Source organism: Lentzea sokolovensis, from assembly GCF_033949975.1.
Lineage (GTDB): Bacteria > Actinomycetota > Actinomycetes > Mycobacteriales > Pseudonocardiaceae > Lentzea > Lentzea sokolovensis.
In genome coordinates this window covers 410,795-427,910 of sequence record NZ_JAXAVU010000008.1, presented here as the reverse complement: position 1 = coordinate 427,910, position 17,116 = coordinate 410,795, and the positions used below count along the sequence as shown (strand labels likewise).

Sequence of the window (17,116 nt, the reverse complement as noted above, 5' to 3'; positions counted from 1 at the left end):
TTGCTAGTGCAGCGTTTCGCCGCGCGCCTCAGCGTCCTTGAGACGCTGGTAGGAGCGCTTGACCTCGGCCTCGGCCTCGGTGCGGCCCACCCAGCTCGCGCCCTCGACGCTCTTGCCGGGCTCCAGGTCCTTGTAGACCTCGAAGAAGTGCTGGATCTCCAGGCGGTCGAACTCCGCCAGGTGGTGGATGTCGCGCAGGTGCTCGTGACGCGGGTCGAAGGCCGGGACGCACAGAACCTTGTCGTCGCCGCCCTTCTCGTCGGTCATGCGGAACATGCCGATCGCGCGGGCCGCGATCAGGCAGCCCGGGAACGTCGGTTCCTGGACGAGGACGAGGGCGTCCAGCGGGTCGCCGTCCTCACCCAGGGTGTTCTCGATGAACCCGTAGTCGGCCGGGTACTGCGTCGACGTGAACAACGTGCGGTCGAGGCGGATGCGGCCACTCTTGTGGTCCACCTCGTACTTGTTGCGCACGCCCTTGGGGATCTCGATCAGGACGTCGAATTCCACTGGTCCTCGCTCATGTAGCCCATTCGTGATGGCCACTAGTGTGGACCACAACGCCTTGTCAACCCTCATCGGAGCGGTGGTTGGTGGGTGTGAGATTGCCCGTACCGAGCTGACGGAGGTCCACTTGCCGGACGAGCCCCAGTGGCCGACCGAGGACGACGACGCAGGGTCGGCCGCAGCCGCGTCGGAGCCGACGGTGCAGGTCAGCCGCCCGTCCGTCGACCAGCCGACGATGCGTTTCCCGCTCGCCGCGATCTTGTCGGCACCGTCCACTCAGGAGCCTCTGCGGTCGTCGCCGGTCCGTTCCGTCCCGAACGGTGTGGGCGCCGGTCATTCCGCGTCAGGTGTGCCAACGACCGGCTCCGGCGGTTCCGGCGGGCCTTCCGGTGGATCCGCCGGTGGGAAGTCTCACACGGCGATTGGTCCAGAAGTCGGCCAACCTCGGGCCACGCCGACGCGGATCGAGCCGAAGAACGACCAGACCCGCGTCGTGCCGAGGCCGGAGCAGAAGACCACGGAGCTCTCGGTCCCGAACGCCAAGACGGCGCGCGTCGACCAGCTGCCGAACTCCGAGCCGTCGTGGTTCGACAAGACGAGCCGGCCCGACCAGCAGCCCGCGCGGCCCGAACAGCGGCAGCCGCGTCCCGAGCAGCACCGTCCCGAGCAGACCAAGCGCGTCGACCAGCTCCAGCACCAGGAACCGCCGCGCCAGGAGCAGCAGCGTCCGGTGCCACCGCCTCCGCCTGCCCGGCAGGAACCGCAGCCCGTCCGCCAGGACCTCCCCGTCACCGGCTACGAGGAGGAACCGGAGGACCGCCTCGCCACCGACGACGAGCCCAGGAAGGGCCGCAGGTCCCTCGTCGTGGTCCTGAGCCTGCTGGTCGTCGCGGCGCTGGCCGGCGCCACCATCTACGCGGTCGAGGAGTTCGGCGGCACCAAGGCGATCGAGACGAGGCCGCCGGCCGCACCCGCGAACGTCCAGCCGCTGGTCAAGGCCGTCACCGCGGGAGCCCCGGCGCCGACCCCGGCAGGCGTGGCGCAGGCGCTCGCCGGACCGGCTGCCAACGGCGTGCTGGGCACGCTCACCGGCAGCGTCGTCGATCCCGCCAGCGGTGCCGCGCTGTGGCAGCAGGGCGACACCACGCCCGCGACCCCGGCGTCGAGCCTCAAGATCCTCACGGCCGCCGCGGCGCTGCTCAGCCTCGAGAAGACCGACCAGCTGTCCACCAAGGTCGTCCAGGGCGCCGAGCCCGGCACCGTGGTGATCGTCGGCGGCGGCGACCCGACGATCTCCGGCGCGCCCGGCAAGTCGGTCTACCCCGGCGCCGCGACGCTCGACGACCTGGTCAACCAGGTCAAGGCCAAGGGCCCGGTCACGAAGGTCCAGTTCGACCTGAGCCGGTACACGGGCGAGGCGCTCGGGCCGCAGTGGGAGACGGCGGACATCGCGGGCGGCTCGGTCGCGCCGATCGTGCCGTTCATGCTCGACGGCGGCCGGGTCGACCAGTCCAACGTCAACGGCACGCGCACGGGCAGCCCCGGCCAGGCGGCGGCGGACGCGTTCGCGCAGCGCGTCGGCGCCTCCGGAGCCACGGCGGGCGCGGCTCCCGCGGGCGCGCAGGTGCTCGGCGAGATCAAGTCGGCGCCGGTCGAGCAGCTCGTCGACAACATGATGCAGATCTCGGACAACGTCCTGACCGAGGCGATCGCGCGCGAGATCGCGATCAAGACGGGCAACGAGGCCTCGTTCGCGGGCGGCGTCAAGGCCGTGCGGGACGTGCTGACCAAGAACGGGTTCGACCTCACCACCGCGAACTTCGTGGACGGCAGCGGGTTGTCCGCGTCGAACAAGATCCCGGCCAAGCTGCTCACCGAGGTGCTCACCGCGGCGGCCAAGCCCACGCTGGACGACGCGCGCACGGCGAAGCTGCGACCGTTGCTGACGGCGCTCCCGGTCGCGGGCGGCAGCGGCACCCTCGCCGGTCGCTACGGCGGGACCGCGGCGCCGGGCAAGGGCTGGGTGCGGGCCAAGACCGGCACGCTCACCGGGGTCAACGCGCTCGCCGGCATGGTCGTCGACGTGGACGGACGGGTGCTCGTGTTCTCGTTCATGTCCGCCAGCAGCCGCAACCCGGAGACCGAGGTGCGGCCCGCGCTGGACGTGATGGCCGCTGCGTTGCGGGGTTGTGGCTGTTCGTAGCGGGCCGTGCGCAGGTAGCGTCGGAAGCGTGAACGGCGCGACGGAGGCAGAGCTCGGCCCGGTGGACTGGGAGCTGGCGGTTTCGACCGCCACGCGGCTCGTCCGGCCGGGCCCCGTGATCGGCAAGGACGAGGCCGACCACGTGGTAGGCAGACTTCGCGAGCTCGCGCCCCAGGCGGAGGTGCACGTCCGCGAGCTGACCGGGCTCGGTCAGGGGCTGCCGCTGCTGCCGGGCGAGGTCGTCGACAGACCGGCGTGGGTCGCGGCCGCCGCGCAGGGACTCGCCGCGCTGACAGGGCCCGCGATGCCGCGCCCGACAGGTCCGATGGCGGGCCTCCTCGCGGGTACGGCCGGTGTGCAGGCGGGCGTCGTGCTGGCGTTCCTGTCCTCACGGGTGCTCGGCCAGTACGACCCGTTCAGCCCGAACGAGCAGCTCGCCGGGCGCCTGCTGCTGGTCGCGCCGAACATCGTTGGCGCGCAACAGGCTCTGGACGTGCCGGACGACGACTTCCGGATGTGGGTGTGCCTGCACGAGTGCACGCACCGCCTGCAGTTCACCGGCGTGCCGTGGCTGCGCAAGTACTTCTCCGACCAGGTCACCGCGTTGCTGTCCTCAATGGACGAAGAGCGCGCGCCGCTGTCCGACGTGATCCGCGACTTCCGGCACAAGCTGCGCGAGGGCGACGGCCCTATGGGCCTGATCGAGCTCATCCAGTCACCGCAGCAGAAGGCCGTGCTGGACCGGCTGATCGCACTGTCCACTTTGCTCGAAGGCCACGCCGACCACGTGATGGACGCGGTCGGTCCGTCGGTCGTGCCGTCCGTGTCGACGATCCGCACCCGTTTCAGCGCGCGGCGCAAGGGCGGCGGCCTGCTCGACCGGATCCTGCGCACGCTGCTCGGCGTCGAGGCGAAGGTGCGCCAGTACGAGGAGGGCGCGGAGTTCACCTCGTACGTGGTGGAGCGGGTCGGGATGGACGGCTTCAACTCGATCTGGACGTCCGCCGAGACGTTGCCGACCCGCGCCGAGATCGCCGAGCCCATGAGCTGGCTGCGTCGCGTGTCGCCGTGAACGGACCGGTCGCCGAGATCCGGGTGGCGGTCCGCCGGTTCCTGGACGAGGTGCGCCCGGAGGCGGTGACCGTTGCCGTCTCGGGTGGTGCGGACTCACTGGCGTTGGCCGCCTGCGTGGGACGGCTGGTGCCCGGCGCGTGCGCCGTGGTCGTCGATCACCAGTTGCAGCCGGGGTCGGCCGACGTCGCTTCGCGGGCGGCTCAGCAGTGCTCGTCCTTCGGGCTTGTGGCTCGCGTGGAGGCTGTCGAGGTGGCCGGGCCTGGTGGTCCCGAGGCTGCGGCCCGCAACGCCCGCTACGCGGCTCTGAGGCCGTCGTCCGGCGTCGTGCTGCTCGGCCACACCCTCGATGACCAGGCCGAGACGGTGTTGCTCGGGCTGGGGCGCGGATCCGGGCCACGTTCGATCGCCGGCATGCGTGCGTTCGACGCGCCGTGGGGGCGTCCGCTGCTCGGCGTGTCGCGGGCGGTCACCCGTGCGGCGTGTGCGGAGCAGGGGATCGAGGTGTGGGAGGACCCGCACAACGTCGATCCGTCGTTCACGCGTGTGCGGCTGCGGTCCGAGGTGCTGCCGTTGCTGGAGTCCGTGCTGCAGGGCGGTGTTGCTTCGTCGTTGGCGCGCACGGCTGCCCAGTTGCGTGAGGACTGTGATGCGCTCGACTCTCTTGCGGAGGCGTTCGCCGGCGACTGCTGTGCTGTTGGCGACATCTCCGAGCTGCCGGTCGCGCTGAGGCGCAGAGTGCTCCGGGCGTGGCTGATCGAGGAAGGCGTGCCTGAACTGTCCGATTCGCACCTGCGACGTGTCGACTCACTGGTGAGTGAATGGCGCGGTCAGGGCGGTGTCTGGCTACCTGGCGGCTTTGTCGTGCGGCGCGCGCATGGCAGGCTCGTTGTGGAACCACAGTCTTAAGCAGAGGGGACCTGTCCGTGTACGACGGCGACATCGCATCCGTGCTCATCACCGAGCAGGAGATCAGCGACAAGGTCACCGAACTCGCCAAGCAGGTCGCGGCTGATCACCCAGAAGGTGACTCCGACCTCGTGCTGATCACTGTGCTCAAGGGCGCTGTGATGTTCATGGCCGACCTCGCACGCGCGCTGCCCGTTCCGGTGCAGCTCGAATTCATGGCCGTTTCGTCCTACGGATCCTCGACCTCGTCCTCGGGCGTGGTGCGGATCCTCAAGGACCTGGATCGCGACATCGCCGACCGCAACGTGGTGATCGTCGAGGACATCATCGATTCCGGGCTCACGTTGTCGTGGCTGTTGAAGAACTTGCAGTCTCGGAAGCCTCGGTCTTTGCAGGTGTGCACTTTGTTGCGGAAGCCTGATGCGGTCAAGGTCGAAGTGCCGGTGAAGTACGTCGGGTTCGACATTCCCAACGAGTTCGTCGTGGGTTATGGGCTGGATTATGCGGAGAGGTACCGCGATCTGCCCTACATCGGGACGTTGGACCCGAAGGTTTACTCGAACTGAGCGTTTGAACGACGTGAGGCGGGGGCGTTGCCAGTGCGGCGGCGCCCCCGTTTGCGTTGGCGTGCATCAGGTTCGGACGGCTCGCAGCGCATCGCCACGCCAGGCCTGGTACGTGGTTGCCGCGCATTGCCGGATTCCTAGTGGCACCGCGGGTCGATTTGCCGTGCCTGGTCGCGTTCAAAAGAAAAAGCCGGGCCTCCCGCAGGAGACCCGGCTTTGCGTTGAACGAAAATCAGCAGTTCGGGCGGCAGCGCCGTTGTGAGACCGCGTCGAGCAGTACGCCGCGGATGTCCTCCGGATTGCGCGCTTGGTACGCCTTGCCGCCGGTGGCCGCGGAGATAGCGCGGAGGGCGTCCATGTCCACCTCGTCGCCGAGGCCCACCATGATGATCGGGACGGGCTTCGCGGGGTCGGACTCCCGCTTCAGGGTCTCGATCAGTGCGCCGGTGTCGATCGACGAGATGTCGTCGTTGCGGCCGTCGGTCATGAGGACGACCGAGTTGACCTTCGACGCGTCATAGCCCGAAAGAACGTGCCGGTACGCGGCCAGGGTCGTGTCGTTCAGGGCCGTGCCGCCGCCGACCAGGCCGGGGAGTTGTGAGGCGCCTGCCTCCAGGCGTTTGCGGCGGGTCACGCCTGCCAGCGGTTCGCCCAGCGGGCCGATCGGGACCAGTTCGATCCAGTCGTTCGGCGGCTTCTTGTCGGTGGAGAAGGCCCACAGGCCGATGGCCGTGGTGTCCGGGAGCATCGAGAGAGCCGTCATGGAGGCCTCGGTGGCGGCCTCGACACGGGTCTTGCCGTTGCCGCTCTTCTCGATCATCGAGCCGGAGACGTCGATGACCGTGAGCATGCGCATGTCCAGGCTGATGGCGCCCCAGGTGCGGAGCAGTTCGGACACCTGGTCCGCGCCAGGGGTCTCGATCAGCTTGACGTCGCCCGCCTGCACGCCTTCCACGTCGGTCGACCACTTCGCCGGGGCCGCGCCCTGGACGGTGCGGAAGCCCGCTTCGCCGAAGCGCTTGGACGTCTGGGCGGAGCGCAGGGTCTTCTCGAACTCCGCCGCTGCCTCGCCGATGCCCTCTGGCTCGTTCGGGCGGGAGACCCTGACCAGCGGGTAGTCGAAGGAGAGCGTGCCTTCCTTCGGCGGGGCGCCGAGGACTGCGTTGTCCTTCGCCGAGCGGTTGTTCGCCACGACCGACTGTTCGGTGGCGGCGAACAGCGGGGCCTTGTCGGCGTCGGTGGTGACCTTGCCGAACGCGTCGCGGACCGAAGGAACGGCGCTGCGGCCCACGCGCAGGAGGGTACCGACCAGTTCAGGCTTGGGCGTTCCGTCTGCATTGCCCAGCAAAGTACGGATCACGAACAGCGAGGCGAGGCCCTCCGACGTCATCGTCGGGTCGCTCATCGAGATCTGGACCTTCGGATCCACGACCTTCGCCCAGGAGACGGGCGTGACCGGGAAGCCGATCTTCGACATCGCCTGTTCGGAACCCGCCATCACCAGCGGGCTGGACGCCAGCGACGGCTTGATGTCCAGTTTCGGGGCCTCCGGGCCGGTCTCCGCTGCCTGCCGCTGGGCCTCGGCGGCCCACATCGAGGAGTCGGGGATCCAGAGGGAGTGGGGGTTGATCTGGGCGGTGGGGAGCTCGTTCGCCACGTCGGCCGCGTTGCGCGACTCGACCTGAACCTGGACGCACCGGCCGTTCACGACCGGCTGTGACCGCTGGTATTCCTGCGCCGCCGCGTTCACCACATCCAACGCTGCGGGGGTGACGGCGACCTTCAGCGGCAGCGCGCCGGAGCAGTCGGCACCGCTGGTGACACGCAGTGCCACGACCGTGACGCCTGCCGCCGCGACCACTCCGAGCAGGGCGCCCACGGGGATGGCCACCCGCCGGAACAATCCGGGGGACGTATGACGTGCTGACATACAGTTACTTACCTTCGGTCACGGGTTCACTCTTTCGAGTGGCGGGGGAACGCTCGGGGGATGAATGAGGATGACATGTGACCCCCAAACGTAATGAGACAGCGTGACCTGCGTCACTCGTCTGGACGGCGGTATTTGTTCCGGATGAACCAAACTGCGTGAACATGCGTGGTGGGGGTCACCCGCGGGAACCCGGAACCGCCCCCACCCGTTGGTTGCTCAGTACCCGGCCAGCGAGCGGTAGGCTGGTCGGACGCGGTATGTGGGTCTTCCACTGCCCGACGCGCAAGTCAGGGAGGGTCGAGGCCGCCCCCGGCCGTAAGTGCATGGACCGCAAGCGCCTGCTTCGCAACCCGCTGCTGTGGATCGCTGCGGTGTTGCTGCTCTACTTCGTCTTCACCGTCCTCTTTGACGACTCGCGGGGCTACCACCCCGTGAAAACGTCTCAAGCGCTTCAACAGGTTCGGGACGGCAAGGTCAAGGAAGCCACGATCGAGGACAAGGAGCAGCGTCTCCGACTCACCCTCACCGACGGCACGACCTTCGAGGGCAGCAACCGCCTGATCACGCAGTTCCCGGCCAGCTCGACGGACGAGATCTTCACCGTCCTCGACCAGGCCGGCAACAAGCCGACCGTCGAGACCAAGGTCAGCCAGGAATCGATCCTGATGCAGATCTTGATCTACCTCGTGCCGCTCGGCCTGCTGTTGCTGCTGCTCATGTGGATGATGAACAACGCTCAGGGCGGCGGTAACCGCGTTCTGAACTTCGGCAAGTCCAAGGCCAAGCAGCTCTCCAAGGACATGCCCAAGACGACGTTCTCCGACGTCGCCGGGGCAGAAGAGGCCGTCGAGGAACTGGAAGAGATCAAGGACTTCCTCCAGAACCCCGGCCGCTACCAGGCACTCGGCGCGAAGATCCCGAAGGGCGTGCTGCTGTACGGCCCGCCGGGAACGGGTAAGACGCTGCTCGCCCGAGCCGTCGCCGGTGAGGCCGGCGTGCCGTTCTACTCGATCTCCGGTTCGGACTTCGTCGAGATGTTCGTCGGTGTCGGTGCCTCGCGTGTGCGTGACCTGTTCGAACAGGCCAAGCAGAACGCGCCGTGCATCATCTTCGTCGACGAGATCGACGCGGTGGGCCGTCACCGCGGCGCGGGTATGGGCGGCGGTCACGACGAGCGCGAGCAGACCCTCAACCAGCTGCTCGTCGAGATGGACGGCTTCGACTCGCGCGGCGGGATCATCCTGATCGCGGCGACGAACCGTCCCGACATCCTCGACCCGGCCCTGCTGCGCCCCGGCCGCTTCGACCGGCAGATCCCGGTGTCCGTACCGGATCTGAAGGGCCGCAAGCAGATCCTGCGGGTGCACTCGAAGGGCAAGCCGCTGGCCGCGGACGCGGACCTCGACGGCCTCGCGAAGCGCACCGTCGGGTTCTCCGGCGCCGACCTCGCGAACGTCATCAACGAGGCCGCGCTGCTCACCGCGCGCCACAACGGCCACACCATCGACGGTGCGGCGCTCGAAGAGTCCGTGGACCGCGTGATCGGCGGTCCGGCCCGCAAGAGCCGGATCATCTCCGAGAAGGAGAAGAAGATCACCGCGTACCACGAGGCAGGGCACGCCCTGGCCGCGTGGGCCATGCCGGACATCGACCCGGTCTACAAGGTCACGATCCTCGCCCGCGGCCGCACGGGTGGTCACACCCTCTCGGTGCCGGAAGAGGACAAGGACCTGATGACCAGGTCCGAGATGATCGCGCGACTGGTGTTCGCACTGGGTGGCCGTTCCGCCGAGGAGCTCGTCTTCCACGAGCCCACGACGGGTGCGTCCAACGACATCGAGCAGGCGACCAAGATCGCCCGCGCGATGGTCACCGAGTACGGCATGAGCGCGAAGCTCGGTGCGGTCAAGTACGGGCAGGAACAGGGTGAGCCGTTCCTCGGCCGCTCGGCCGGTCGCCAGGCGGACTACTCGCTGGAGGTCGCGCACGAGATCGACGAGGAGGTGCGCAAGCTCATCGAGGCCGCGCACACCGAGGCGTACGAGGTGCTCGTCACCTACCGCGACGTCCTCGACGACCTCACGCTCGAACTGATCGAGAAGGAGACCCTGCACCAGAAGGAACTGGAGCGGATCTTCGCGAGGGTCGAGAAGCGGCCGCGCATCACCCAGTTCAACGAGTTCGGTGACCGCACGCCGTCCGACATCCCGCCGATCAAGACCCCCGGCGAGCTCGCCAAGGAACGCGGCGAGCCGTGGCCGCCGGTCGTCGAGGACACCCTCGACGACGAGCCGGAGACGCAAGCGGCGGAGCCCGCCGCCGCGGAACCGGCCACGGAGGCGCTGCCGTCGCCGAACGGGTCGAACGGCGTGCACCAGCCAGGTCAGCCTTCGAACCAGTCGGGCCCGCCGAACTACGGCGCCCCGCCCGGATGGACCCCGGCGACCGTGCCCGGCGGCAAGCCGCACAACGTCTGGGAGCCGAAGAAGCCGCAGCCAGACCAGGACGAGCGGCAGTGACCGAGCAACAACAGCTCGACGGAGACGCCGGCCTCACCCACCACGGGGAGGCCGGCGTCTCCGCGCGGCGGGTCTTCGACCAGCCGCGGGCAGAGGCTGCGGTACGCGAACTTCTGATCGCGTGCGGTGAGGATCCGGACCGGGAGGGTCTGCGCGAGACACCCGCACGGGTGGCGCGCGCCTACCAGGAGTTGTTCGCGGGTCTCTACACGGACCCGGACAGCGTCCTCGCGAAGACGTTCGACGAGAGCCACGAAGAACTCGTCCTCGTCACCGACATCCCGATGTTCAGCTTCTGCGAGCACCACCTGCTGCCGTTCCACGGCGTCGCGCACGTCGGGTACATCCCGAACGAGCACGGCCGCGTGACGGGGCTGTCGAAGCTGGCCAGGCTCGTCGACCTGTACTCCAAGCGGCCACAGGTCCAGGAGCGGCTGACGTCGCAGGTCGCGGACGCGTTGGTGCGCAGGCTGGAACCGCGCGGCGTGATCGTGGTGATCGAGGCCGAGCACCTGTGCATGGGCATGCGCGGAGTGCGCAAGCCCGGTTCCCGCACGACGACGTCCGCGGTGCGCGGGCTGCTGCGCACGTCCGCCTCGTCGAGGGCGGAGGCCATCGAGCTGATCAGGGGCCGGATCCGGTGAGTGGGCTGCCTCGTCCCGGCCGGTGCGTCGTGATGGGCGTGCTGAACGTGACGCCCGATTCCTTCTCCGACGGCGGCCGCTACATCGACCGGCGTGACGCGGTGTCGCACGGCGTCGACATGTTCAAGCGCGGTGCGGACGTGATCGACGTGGGTGGCGAGTCGACCCGGCCCGGTGCCGAGCGCGTCGAACCGGCCGAGGAGATCGCCCGGATCGTGCCGGTGATCCGTGCGCTGGTCGCCGAAGGCGTGCCGGTCAGCGTGGACACCATGCGTGCTTCCGTTGCCACCGCGGCGCTGGAGGCGGGCGCGTCCATCGTGAACGACGTGTCCGGTGGCCTGGCCGATCCCGGAATGGCCGCCGTCGTCGCCGCTGCCGGTGTGCCGTACGTGCTGATGCACTGGCGTGGGCACAGCACGGAGATGGACGCGTTGGCGACGTACGACGACGTGGTGACGGACGTTCGTTCGGAGCTGCTGGAACGCGTCGAGGCCGCGCTGGCCGCCGGTGTCGCGGAGTCGTCGATCGTGCTCGACCCCGGTCTGGGCTTCGCGAAGCTCGGCGACCACAACTGGGAGTTGTTGCAGCGCCTGGACGAACTGGTCGAGCTGGGTTTCCCGGTGCTGGTGGGGGCGTCGCGCAAACGCTTCCTCGGCACGTTGCTCGGCAACCGTCCACCGGACGGCAGGGAGGACGCGACCGCGGCGGTGTCCGCTTTGGCCGCGTTCAACGGAGCGTGGGGTGTGCGGGTGCACGACGTCGACCGGACGCTGGACGCGGTCGCCGTCGCCGGTGCGTGGAGGCGGGGACATGGCTGACCGGATCGCGTTGACGGGTCTGCGGGTGCGCGGGCACCACGGCGTGTTCGAGCACGAGAAGCGCGACGGGCAGGAGTTCGTCGTGGACGTCACGCTGTGGCTCGACCTCAGCGCGGCTTCTCGCACGGACGACCTGAAGGAGACGTACCACTACGGCGAACTCGCCGAGATGGCCGCGGCGATCATCGGCGGCGAACCGCACGACCTCATCGAGACGGTGGCGGGCAAGATCGCCGACGCCGCGATGACGGACTCACGGCTGCACGCGGTCGAGGTGACGGTGCACAAGCCGTCCGCGCCGATCCCCCTGACCTTCGACGACGTGTCGGTGACGATCCGCCGCTCGCGTCGGCTGGCCGCGCCGTTGCCTTCCAAGGAATCCCGGTGACCCGCGCGGTTCTCTCGATCGGCTCGAACCTCGGCGACCGGTTCGCCTTCCTGCAGTCCGTGGTGGACGGGTTGCGGCCCTTCGTCGTCGCCGCTTCGCCGGTGTACGAGACGGCGGCCTGGGGTGTCGAGGACCAGCCGGACTTCCTGAACGCCATCGTGATCGTCTCTTCTGACGACGTGAACGAGTGGGGCTGGCTGCGCCGCGGTCAGGCGCTGGAGAACGCCGCCGGACGCGTGCGGGAGAAGCGCTGGGGACCGCGCACGTTGGACGTGGACGTGGTTTCGGTGGACGGGGTGACCTCGGACCACCCCGAGCTGCTTCTGCCGCATCCTGGGGCGTTTGAGCGCGCAACAGTTCTCGTCCCGTGGCTCGACGTCGAGCCGGACGCCGTGCTGGCGGGCCACGGACCCGTTGCGGGCCTGGAGTTCTCGGCCGAAGGCGTGCGGCGCCGGGACGATCTCGTGCTTTCGGGTTGGATGGACGCGTGAGGTTCACCCGTCCCCGAGACCTGGCGGCCGTCGCGCTCATCGGCGCGCTGCTGGCCCATCTGCTGCTGCGGCTCACCTACGACACGTTGCCGCCCTTGCCCGTGCTGGCCGGTTCGACGCTGTTCGTCATCGCGGTCGTGGAGGTCGTGTTCGCGTTCTCGTTGCGGGCCAGAATCCACCGGCGCGGGGGAGCGCGTCCGGTGCAGCCGCTGACCGCCGCCCGAGCCGTCGCACTGGCGAAGGCTTCGTCCGTTCTGGGCGCTTTGATGTTCGGCGCCTGGACCGGGTTGCTGATCTTCGTGATACCCGTCCGCGACTCGTTCGCCGCGGCCTCGAACGACCTGGTCGCGGCCATTGTCGGGATCGTCGCGGCGGTCGCGCTGACGGCGGCCGCGCTGTGGCTGGAGCACTGTTGCAAGACACCGCGGGAGAGTTCCGGGAACGAATAGATACCCGGCCGTAGGTCTCAGTCGCATAACTGCGCGGTACCGTAGTGCCCATGACCGGGCGAGGCGCGTCGACCGACGACGAGCAAGATGATCACGGTCGTGGCTCAGGGCGATTGCTGTTAGTAGCGGCATTGGCGCTCGCCCTCGTGGCCGCGGCGGTGCTCGTGCTGAGCGACAGCGCCCGCATGCTGCGTCTGGCCGTGGTGGCCGCGTTGTGGGCGGCTCTGGTGGGCGCTTTCCTCGCCGCCAGGTACCGCAAACAGGTCACCGAGCGTGACGACGAAGTGGCCGATCTCCAGTCCGTCTACGAACTGGAACTCGAGCGCGAGGTGGCCGCGCGCCGCGAGTACGAGCTCGAGATCGAGTCGGAGACCCGCAAGCGGATCGAGGAGGAGTCGCGCGCGGACATCGAGGCCCTGCGCGCCGATCTCCACTCGCTGCGCGACAACCTCCAGGCGTTGCTGGGCGGTGACGTCCTCGTCGAACGCGTGGCCCTGCGCGCCGAGTCGACCCGCCTGCGTTCGCTGGGCTCCGAGGCGTCCCGGCTGGCCGGGATCCCCGAGAACCGCATCATCAACGCCAAGCCTGCGATCACCGCGTCCTCGTCGGTGGAGAAGCCGTCCGAGCGCACCGAACTCATCGAGCGCGTCGCCCACGACGCCAAGATGCAGGCTCCTCGCCGCGAACCCCTGCGGCCAGAGCCCGTCCGCCCGGATCCGGCCAGGAACTCGCCGCGCCCGCAGCCCGCCGTGGTCCGTCGCGAGCCCGTGAAGGCCGCGAAGCAGGAACCGGTCAGGCCGCAGCCCCGTCCCTCCGCGGCCGCCGCCGTCTCGGCCAGGCTGGGCGGTGCCACCCCCTCGCCCGCACCGCAGAAGGCCCCGCCGCCGCCGACCGTGAAGGCTCAGCCCGTCCAGGCCCAGCCCGCGCAGGCGCAGGTCCACCGGACCGAGCGAGTGCCCCGCCCGCCGCAGCCCCCGGCCCGCACCGAGGCGTTGTCGCGTCCGGAACAGCCCCCGAAGGCCCCCGCGGCCATCGCGAAGTCCGTGGAGTCCCGCAAGCCGGAACCACGCTCCCGCGTCGCCGAGCGCACCGAGATGATCGACCCGAAGGCGCTGCAGGCCACCGGAGGCAACGGCCGCCGCCGTGCCGACGACCGCCCGGCCCCCGTGCAGGACAGCGGCTCGTGGGAGACCCTGAAGCCGGACCCTCCCGCCTCCACCCCCGCCGGCCGCCGCCGTGCCGACGACGCACCGGCCCGCCGCACCGCCTCCGAGGACTCGCTGGTGTCACTCCCGCCGGTGAGCCGCCGTTCCGCGGCCGAGCAGTCCTCCGCGAGGCTCCCGGCGGTCTCGCCCAGCCGGCGCTCCCCGGCCGACGAGACCCCGGTCTCCGGCCGTCGCGTGGCCGAGGACTCCTCCACGCGCCTGCCCGCCGTCTCGACCGGCCGCCGTGCCGCACCGGAAGACCCTTCCGGCGCGCACGCGGACGGCAAGTCGGTGAGCGAGCTGCTGGCCTCGCTCGGCGGAGGCGACGCGCCTCGCCGCCGGCGCCGGCGCGACGACTAGGAAGTGCGTCGGAAGCGCCTGCCACACCCACCCGTTGCGCTGGGGCAAGGGTAAAACCGCTGCCTCAGCGGTGGTCGTGGTGCGTACGGTGTGGCTGCGGCCGGTGATCGCGTGCAGCGGCGGCTTTGCGAAGACAGCCGCGCGGACACCGAAGGAGCGAATGTTGCCTGGTGCTGAACTGCGAGGGGTGACTCTGGACTGCGCCGACCCGCGGACGCTGGCGGGCTTCTACGGCGCACTGACCGGGATGCGCGAGCTCTTCAACTCGGACGAGTTCGTCGCTCTGACGGGCGGCTCCGGCTGCGATCTGGGATTCCAGCGGGTCGACGGATACCGGGCCCCGCAGTGGCCGGGCCAGGACGTGCCACAACAGTTCCACCTGGATCTCCGCGCCGACGACCTCGACGCGGTGGAAGAGCTGGCGCTGGAACTCGGCGCGACCAAGCCGGACCACCAGCCCGGCGACGGACGCTGGCGGGTGCTCCTGGATCCCGCCGGCCACCCCTTCTGCCTGACGTCTTCCTGACATCACCGGCGTCGACCGACTCGCGGCTACTTGTCGATGTCGCCGACGATCACGGCGAACGAGCTCAGCACGGCCGGCAGGTCGTCCACCTTCGTGCCGGGCAGGAGCGCGGACAGCGCCTGAACGTTGTTGAACGACGGTGTGCGGAGCTTGAGGCGCCACGGCGTCTTCTCGCCGCGCGACGACAGGTGCACGCCGGACGTGCCGAGCGGCGCCTCGACTCGCGTGTAGACCGAGCCCTCGGGAGCCTTGATGGCCTTGGGCAGCCGGACGTTCACCGGGCCCTGCGGCAACTGTTCGAGGCACGCCGCGGCCAGTTCGGCCGACTTCCGGACCTCGTCCACGAGGCACCGCACGCGTGCCGCCGCGTCGCCCTCGGTCCGGACCACGGGGGTGAAGCCCAGCGTCCGGTACGCGGGCAGCGGGTCGTCGCGGCGCAGGTCGAAGTCCACTCCGCTGGCCCGGCCGATCGGGCCGGTGACGCCGTACGCCAGCGCGTCCTCGTGCGGCAGGACGCCGAGGCCCTGCAGCTTCTCGAAGTCGATCGGCAGCCGCGCGACGTCCACAGTGGACAGGAAGTCCGCGACCCGCGAGGTCCAGCCCGCCGGGACGTCCTCGCGCAGGCCGCCGATTCGGTTGAACATGAAGTGGATGCGACCGCCGGACGCCTCTTCCATCAACGCCTGCACGCCCTCGCGGTACGTGGCGGCGTTGGGGGACAACGGTGTCAGGAAGACCATGTGCGCCATCAGGCGGTTCAGTTCGCACAGCAGAGCGCGCAGCCATTGGGCGCGGGCAGGGACGTCCATGCCCGTCATGCGTTCCACGGCCAGCGCCACGGCGAGCTCGTTGCAGAAGGCCGAGAGCCAGTCGTGGCGGTTGGCGAGCGTGAGGACCTGGCGGTAGTCGCGCACCTCGAACAGCTTCTCGGCGCCGCGGTGGAGATGGCCCACCAGCGGCTCGGCGGCGGTGATCAGCAGGTCCGGCGTGACGGTCAGGCGCAGCCGGTAGGCGCCGTGGGCCGACGGGTGCAACGGGCCCAGGTCGATCACGCGGTCCACGCCCAGGTACCGGGCGCCCGCACCCACGCCGACGGTGATCTGCTCGCTCACCCGAGCATGGTTTCACGGCGCCGTGAACCCGTCTGGACGCGGCTTACGACCTCGTGATCGCGAAGAAGAAGCAGCCGTGCGACACGCTGCGGACCTGGAGCGACTCGATCGAGGGATCGTTCAACAATCCTTCAATCGCACGATCGAACGATCCGGGCTCCACGACCTCGCCATCATGGATCTGACCTGCGGCGTTGTAGGAACGCAGGATGCGGGGATTGTTCAACAACTCAACAGGGAGACGATCCAACGAAGGCGTGTCCGGGCACTCCACGTGCGTGAAGACCGGCCCGACCTCGGCGTACGGGCCCTTCCCCGACGTCGGCGAGTAGCGGAACAGCCAGACCGGCTCGTCGGCCAGCGACTTCCGCAGACAGCAGCGCAACGGCACACCCGGCTCGGAGGCGCGGTACTCGCGGCCGGGGTCGGAGAACGAGTCGGACGGCGACACGGTGTGGATTCGCATGACCCCAACGATCGTCGTCAGTCAGCGCGAAAGCTGGCGGGATTCGGACGCCAGGGCGGCAGCGCCGGCAGCAGGTCCGACACGGCCACCCCGCGCCCGTGCAGCAACCACCCGAACGCCCCCAGCCCGGCAGGCGAGCGCAGTTCGGCGATCCGGCCGGCACGCGACGCGGACTCCAGCCAGTCCCACCCGGAACCGGACACCTCCGCGGTCACACCCAAGGCCGCCAACGCATCCCGCTGCGACACCAGCACGAAGTCCCCACCGGCGGCCGCGGCACAGGCGTCCAGAGCGACGTGCGCGGTGATGTCACAGGACCCGTCGAAGACCACGGGAACCTGACGCCCGTCCCGATACCCGGTCAGCGAGAAGTGCCGCGACGACACCAGATGCCCGTAGTCGATCGCCAGCGCCGCCCCGCGCACCGAAGCCACGGCCGCGGCCCACGCCGCATCACGAGGCGCGCCGACCTCGGCCCGCGAACCGTCCTCAAGCGACGGCCACCACCGGCTGATCCACGGATCGGACGAAGGCCCGCGAACCACCGGACAGGGAATCGCGTCGAGCCACTCGTGCCCGACCAGCAGCCCGACGCACGACGGCACAGAGGTGGTCCACCGAACCCCGGGCAACTCCACGAACGGACCGACCTCGACAGCCGTCACCCGCAGCCGCTCACCCAGCGACCCGGACGCCATCGACCGCACCGCGAACGCCAGCTCACCCCCGCCCGCCCCGACGTCCACGAAGTCCACGACCGGGGGAAATCCGAGCGCGGCGTCCACCCGCGACAGCAGTTCGAGCAGCCCGGTGGCCAGCTCCGGACCGACCAGCGGAGACGTCCGGAAGTGCGACGAAGGCTTCTCGCCGCGGGCGAAGAAGCCACCGGGGCCGTACAACGCGGCGTGCCAAGCGGCTTCCCAGTCGAACATCGGACAAGTGTGCATCT

Annotated in this window: 17 protein-coding genes; 12 read left to right on the top strand and 5 right to left on the bottom strand. The window is 69.7% G+C overall.

The window, feature by feature from the left end; genetic code table 11:
• Positions 1-3 precede the first annotated feature (3 nt).
• Positions 4-510, bottom strand: coding sequence for an inorganic diphosphatase (locus SK854_RS16635; RefSeq protein ID WP_090070060.1), 507 nt, complete (start codon positions 508-510; stop codon positions 4-6).
• A gap of 124 nt (positions 511-634) precedes the next feature.
• Between SK854_RS16635 and dacB the strand changes: the two genes are divergently transcribed.
• Genes dacB through hpt form a run of 4 tightly spaced genes read left to right on the top strand, consistent with a single transcriptional unit; the run spans position 635 to position 5,256 of the window.
• Complete coding sequence (gene dacB, locus SK854_RS16630; protein ID WP_319975997.1) at positions 635-2,710, top strand: D-alanyl-D-alanine carboxypeptidase/D-alanyl-D-alanine endopeptidase; 2,076 nt, start codon at positions 635-637, stop codon at positions 2,708-2,710.
• Positions 2,711-2,738: 28 nt separating this feature from the next.
• The gene (locus SK854_RS16625; protein WP_319975996.1) at positions 2,739-3,782 is read left to right on the top strand and encodes a zinc-dependent metalloprotease; all 1,044 of its coding nucleotides are present in this window, start codon (positions 2,739-2,741) and stop codon (positions 3,780-3,782) included.
• Positions 3,779-4,690, top strand: coding sequence for a tRNA lysidine(34) synthetase TilS (gene tilS / locus SK854_RS16620; protein WP_319975995.1), 912 nt, complete (start codon positions 3,779-3,781; stop codon positions 4,688-4,690). Before SK854_RS16625 ends, tilS begins: the two co-directional genes overlap by 4 nt.
• 17 nt (positions 4,691-4,707) lie before the next feature.
• On the top strand, positions 4,708-5,256 hold the full coding sequence (gene hpt, locus SK854_RS16615) for a hypoxanthine phosphoribosyltransferase (RefSeq protein ID WP_319975994.1): 549 nt from the start codon (positions 4,708-4,710) through the stop codon (positions 5,254-5,256).
• Positions 5,257-5,488: 232 nt separating this feature from the next.
• On the opposite strand, the gene SK854_RS16610 is transcribed toward hpt, so the two are convergent.
• Positions 5,489-7,147 (bottom strand): substrate-binding and VWA domain-containing protein, encoded by a 1,659-nt coding sequence (locus SK854_RS16610; protein WP_319975993.1) that lies wholly within the window; start codon positions 7,145-7,147, stop codon positions 5,489-5,491.
• A 365-nt stretch (positions 7,148-7,512) separates the two neighbouring features.
• On the opposite strand from SK854_RS16610, the gene ftsH reads away from it, so the two are divergent.
• The 8 genes from ftsH (at position 7,513) to SK854_RS16570 (ending at position 14,589) form a co-directional block, all read left to right on the top strand.
• The gene (gene ftsH, locus SK854_RS16605; protein WP_319975992.1) at positions 7,513-9,708 is read left to right on the top strand and encodes an ATP-dependent zinc metalloprotease FtsH; all 2,196 of its coding nucleotides are present in this window, start codon (positions 7,513-7,515) and stop codon (positions 9,706-9,708) included.
• A complete protein-coding gene (gene folE, locus SK854_RS16600) occupies positions 9,705-10,352 on the top strand; it encodes a GTP cyclohydrolase I FolE (protein ID WP_319975991.1) in 648 nt (215 codons plus the stop codon). Before ftsH ends, folE begins: the two co-directional genes overlap by 4 nt.
• A 32-nt stretch (positions 10,353-10,384) precedes the next feature.
• Positions 10,385-11,170, top strand: coding sequence for a dihydropteroate synthase (gene folP, locus SK854_RS16595; protein ID WP_319976122.1), 786 nt, complete (start codon positions 10,385-10,387; stop codon positions 11,168-11,170).
• On the top strand, positions 11,163-11,558 hold the full coding sequence (folB, locus tag SK854_RS16590) for a dihydroneopterin aldolase (RefSeq protein ID WP_319975990.1): 396 nt from the start codon (positions 11,163-11,165) through the stop codon (positions 11,556-11,558). The genes folP and folB overlap by 8 nt, the downstream gene beginning before the upstream one ends.
• On the top strand, positions 11,555-12,049 hold the full coding sequence (folK, locus tag SK854_RS16585) for a 2-amino-4-hydroxy-6-hydroxymethyldihydropteridine diphosphokinase (RefSeq protein WP_319975989.1): 495 nt from the start codon (positions 11,555-11,557) through the stop codon (positions 12,047-12,049). The genes folB and folK overlap by 4 nt, the downstream gene beginning before the upstream one ends.
• Positions 12,046-12,498: a DUF3180 domain-containing protein gene (locus SK854_RS16580; protein WP_319975988.1), complete on the top strand. Its 453-nt coding sequence runs from the start codon at positions 12,046-12,048 to the stop codon at positions 12,496-12,498. The genes folK and SK854_RS16580 overlap by 4 nt, the downstream gene beginning before the upstream one ends.
• 131 nt (positions 12,499-12,629) lie before the next feature.
• Entirely contained in the window at positions 12,630-14,063 is a 1,434-nt protein-coding gene (locus SK854_RS16575) for a DUF6779 domain-containing protein (RefSeq protein WP_319975987.1), read from the top strand.
• Positions 14,064-14,250: 187 nt separating this feature from the next.
• The gene (locus tag SK854_RS16570) at positions 14,251-14,589 is read left to right on the top strand and encodes a VOC family protein (RefSeq protein WP_319975986.1); all 339 of its coding nucleotides are present in this window, start codon (positions 14,251-14,253) and stop codon (positions 14,587-14,589) included.
• A gap of 26 nt (positions 14,590-14,615) precedes the next feature.
• Here SK854_RS16570 and SK854_RS16565 read toward each other — a convergent pair whose 3' ends face one another.
• Genes SK854_RS16565 through SK854_RS16555 form a run of 3 tightly spaced genes read right to left on the bottom strand, consistent with a single transcriptional unit; the run spans position 14,616 to position 17,099 of the window.
• Positions 14,616-15,701 (bottom strand): NADH-quinone oxidoreductase subunit D, encoded by a 1,086-nt coding sequence (locus SK854_RS16565; RefSeq protein ID WP_319975985.1) that lies wholly within the window; start codon positions 15,699-15,701, stop codon positions 14,616-14,618.
• Positions 15,702-15,744: 43 nt separating this feature from the next.
• Positions 15,745-16,167, bottom strand: a complete 423-nt coding sequence (locus tag SK854_RS16560) for a DUF1203 domain-containing protein (protein WP_319975984.1) — start codon at positions 16,165-16,167, stop codon at positions 15,745-15,747.
• A 17-nt stretch (positions 16,168-16,184) separates the two neighbouring features.
• Positions 16,185-17,099, bottom strand: coding sequence for an SAM-dependent methyltransferase (locus SK854_RS16555; protein ID WP_319975983.1), 915 nt, complete (start codon positions 17,097-17,099; stop codon positions 16,185-16,187).
• Positions 17,100-17,116: the final 17 nt, after the last annotated feature.

Excerpts from the sequence above, each read along its gene's own strand:
- SK854_RS16555 (WP_319975983.1), bottom strand. The coding sequence starts at position 17,099 with ATGTTCGACTGGGAAGCCGCTTGGCACGCCGCGTTGTACGGCCCCGGT.
- ftsH (WP_319975992.1), top strand. The coding sequence starts at position 7,513 with ATGGACCGCAAGCGCCTGCTTCGCAACCCGCTGCTGTGGATCGCTGCG.
- folB (WP_319975990.1), top strand. The coding sequence starts at position 11,163 with ATGGCTGACCGGATCGCGTTGACGGGTCTGCGGGTGCGCGGGCACCAC.
- SK854_RS16560 (WP_319975984.1), bottom strand. The coding sequence starts at position 16,167 with ATGCGAATCCACACCGTGTCGCCGTCCGACTCGTTCTCCGACCCCGGC.
- folP (WP_319976122.1), top strand. The coding sequence starts at position 10,385 with ATGGGCGTGCTGAACGTGACGCCCGATTCCTTCTCCGACGGCGGCCGC.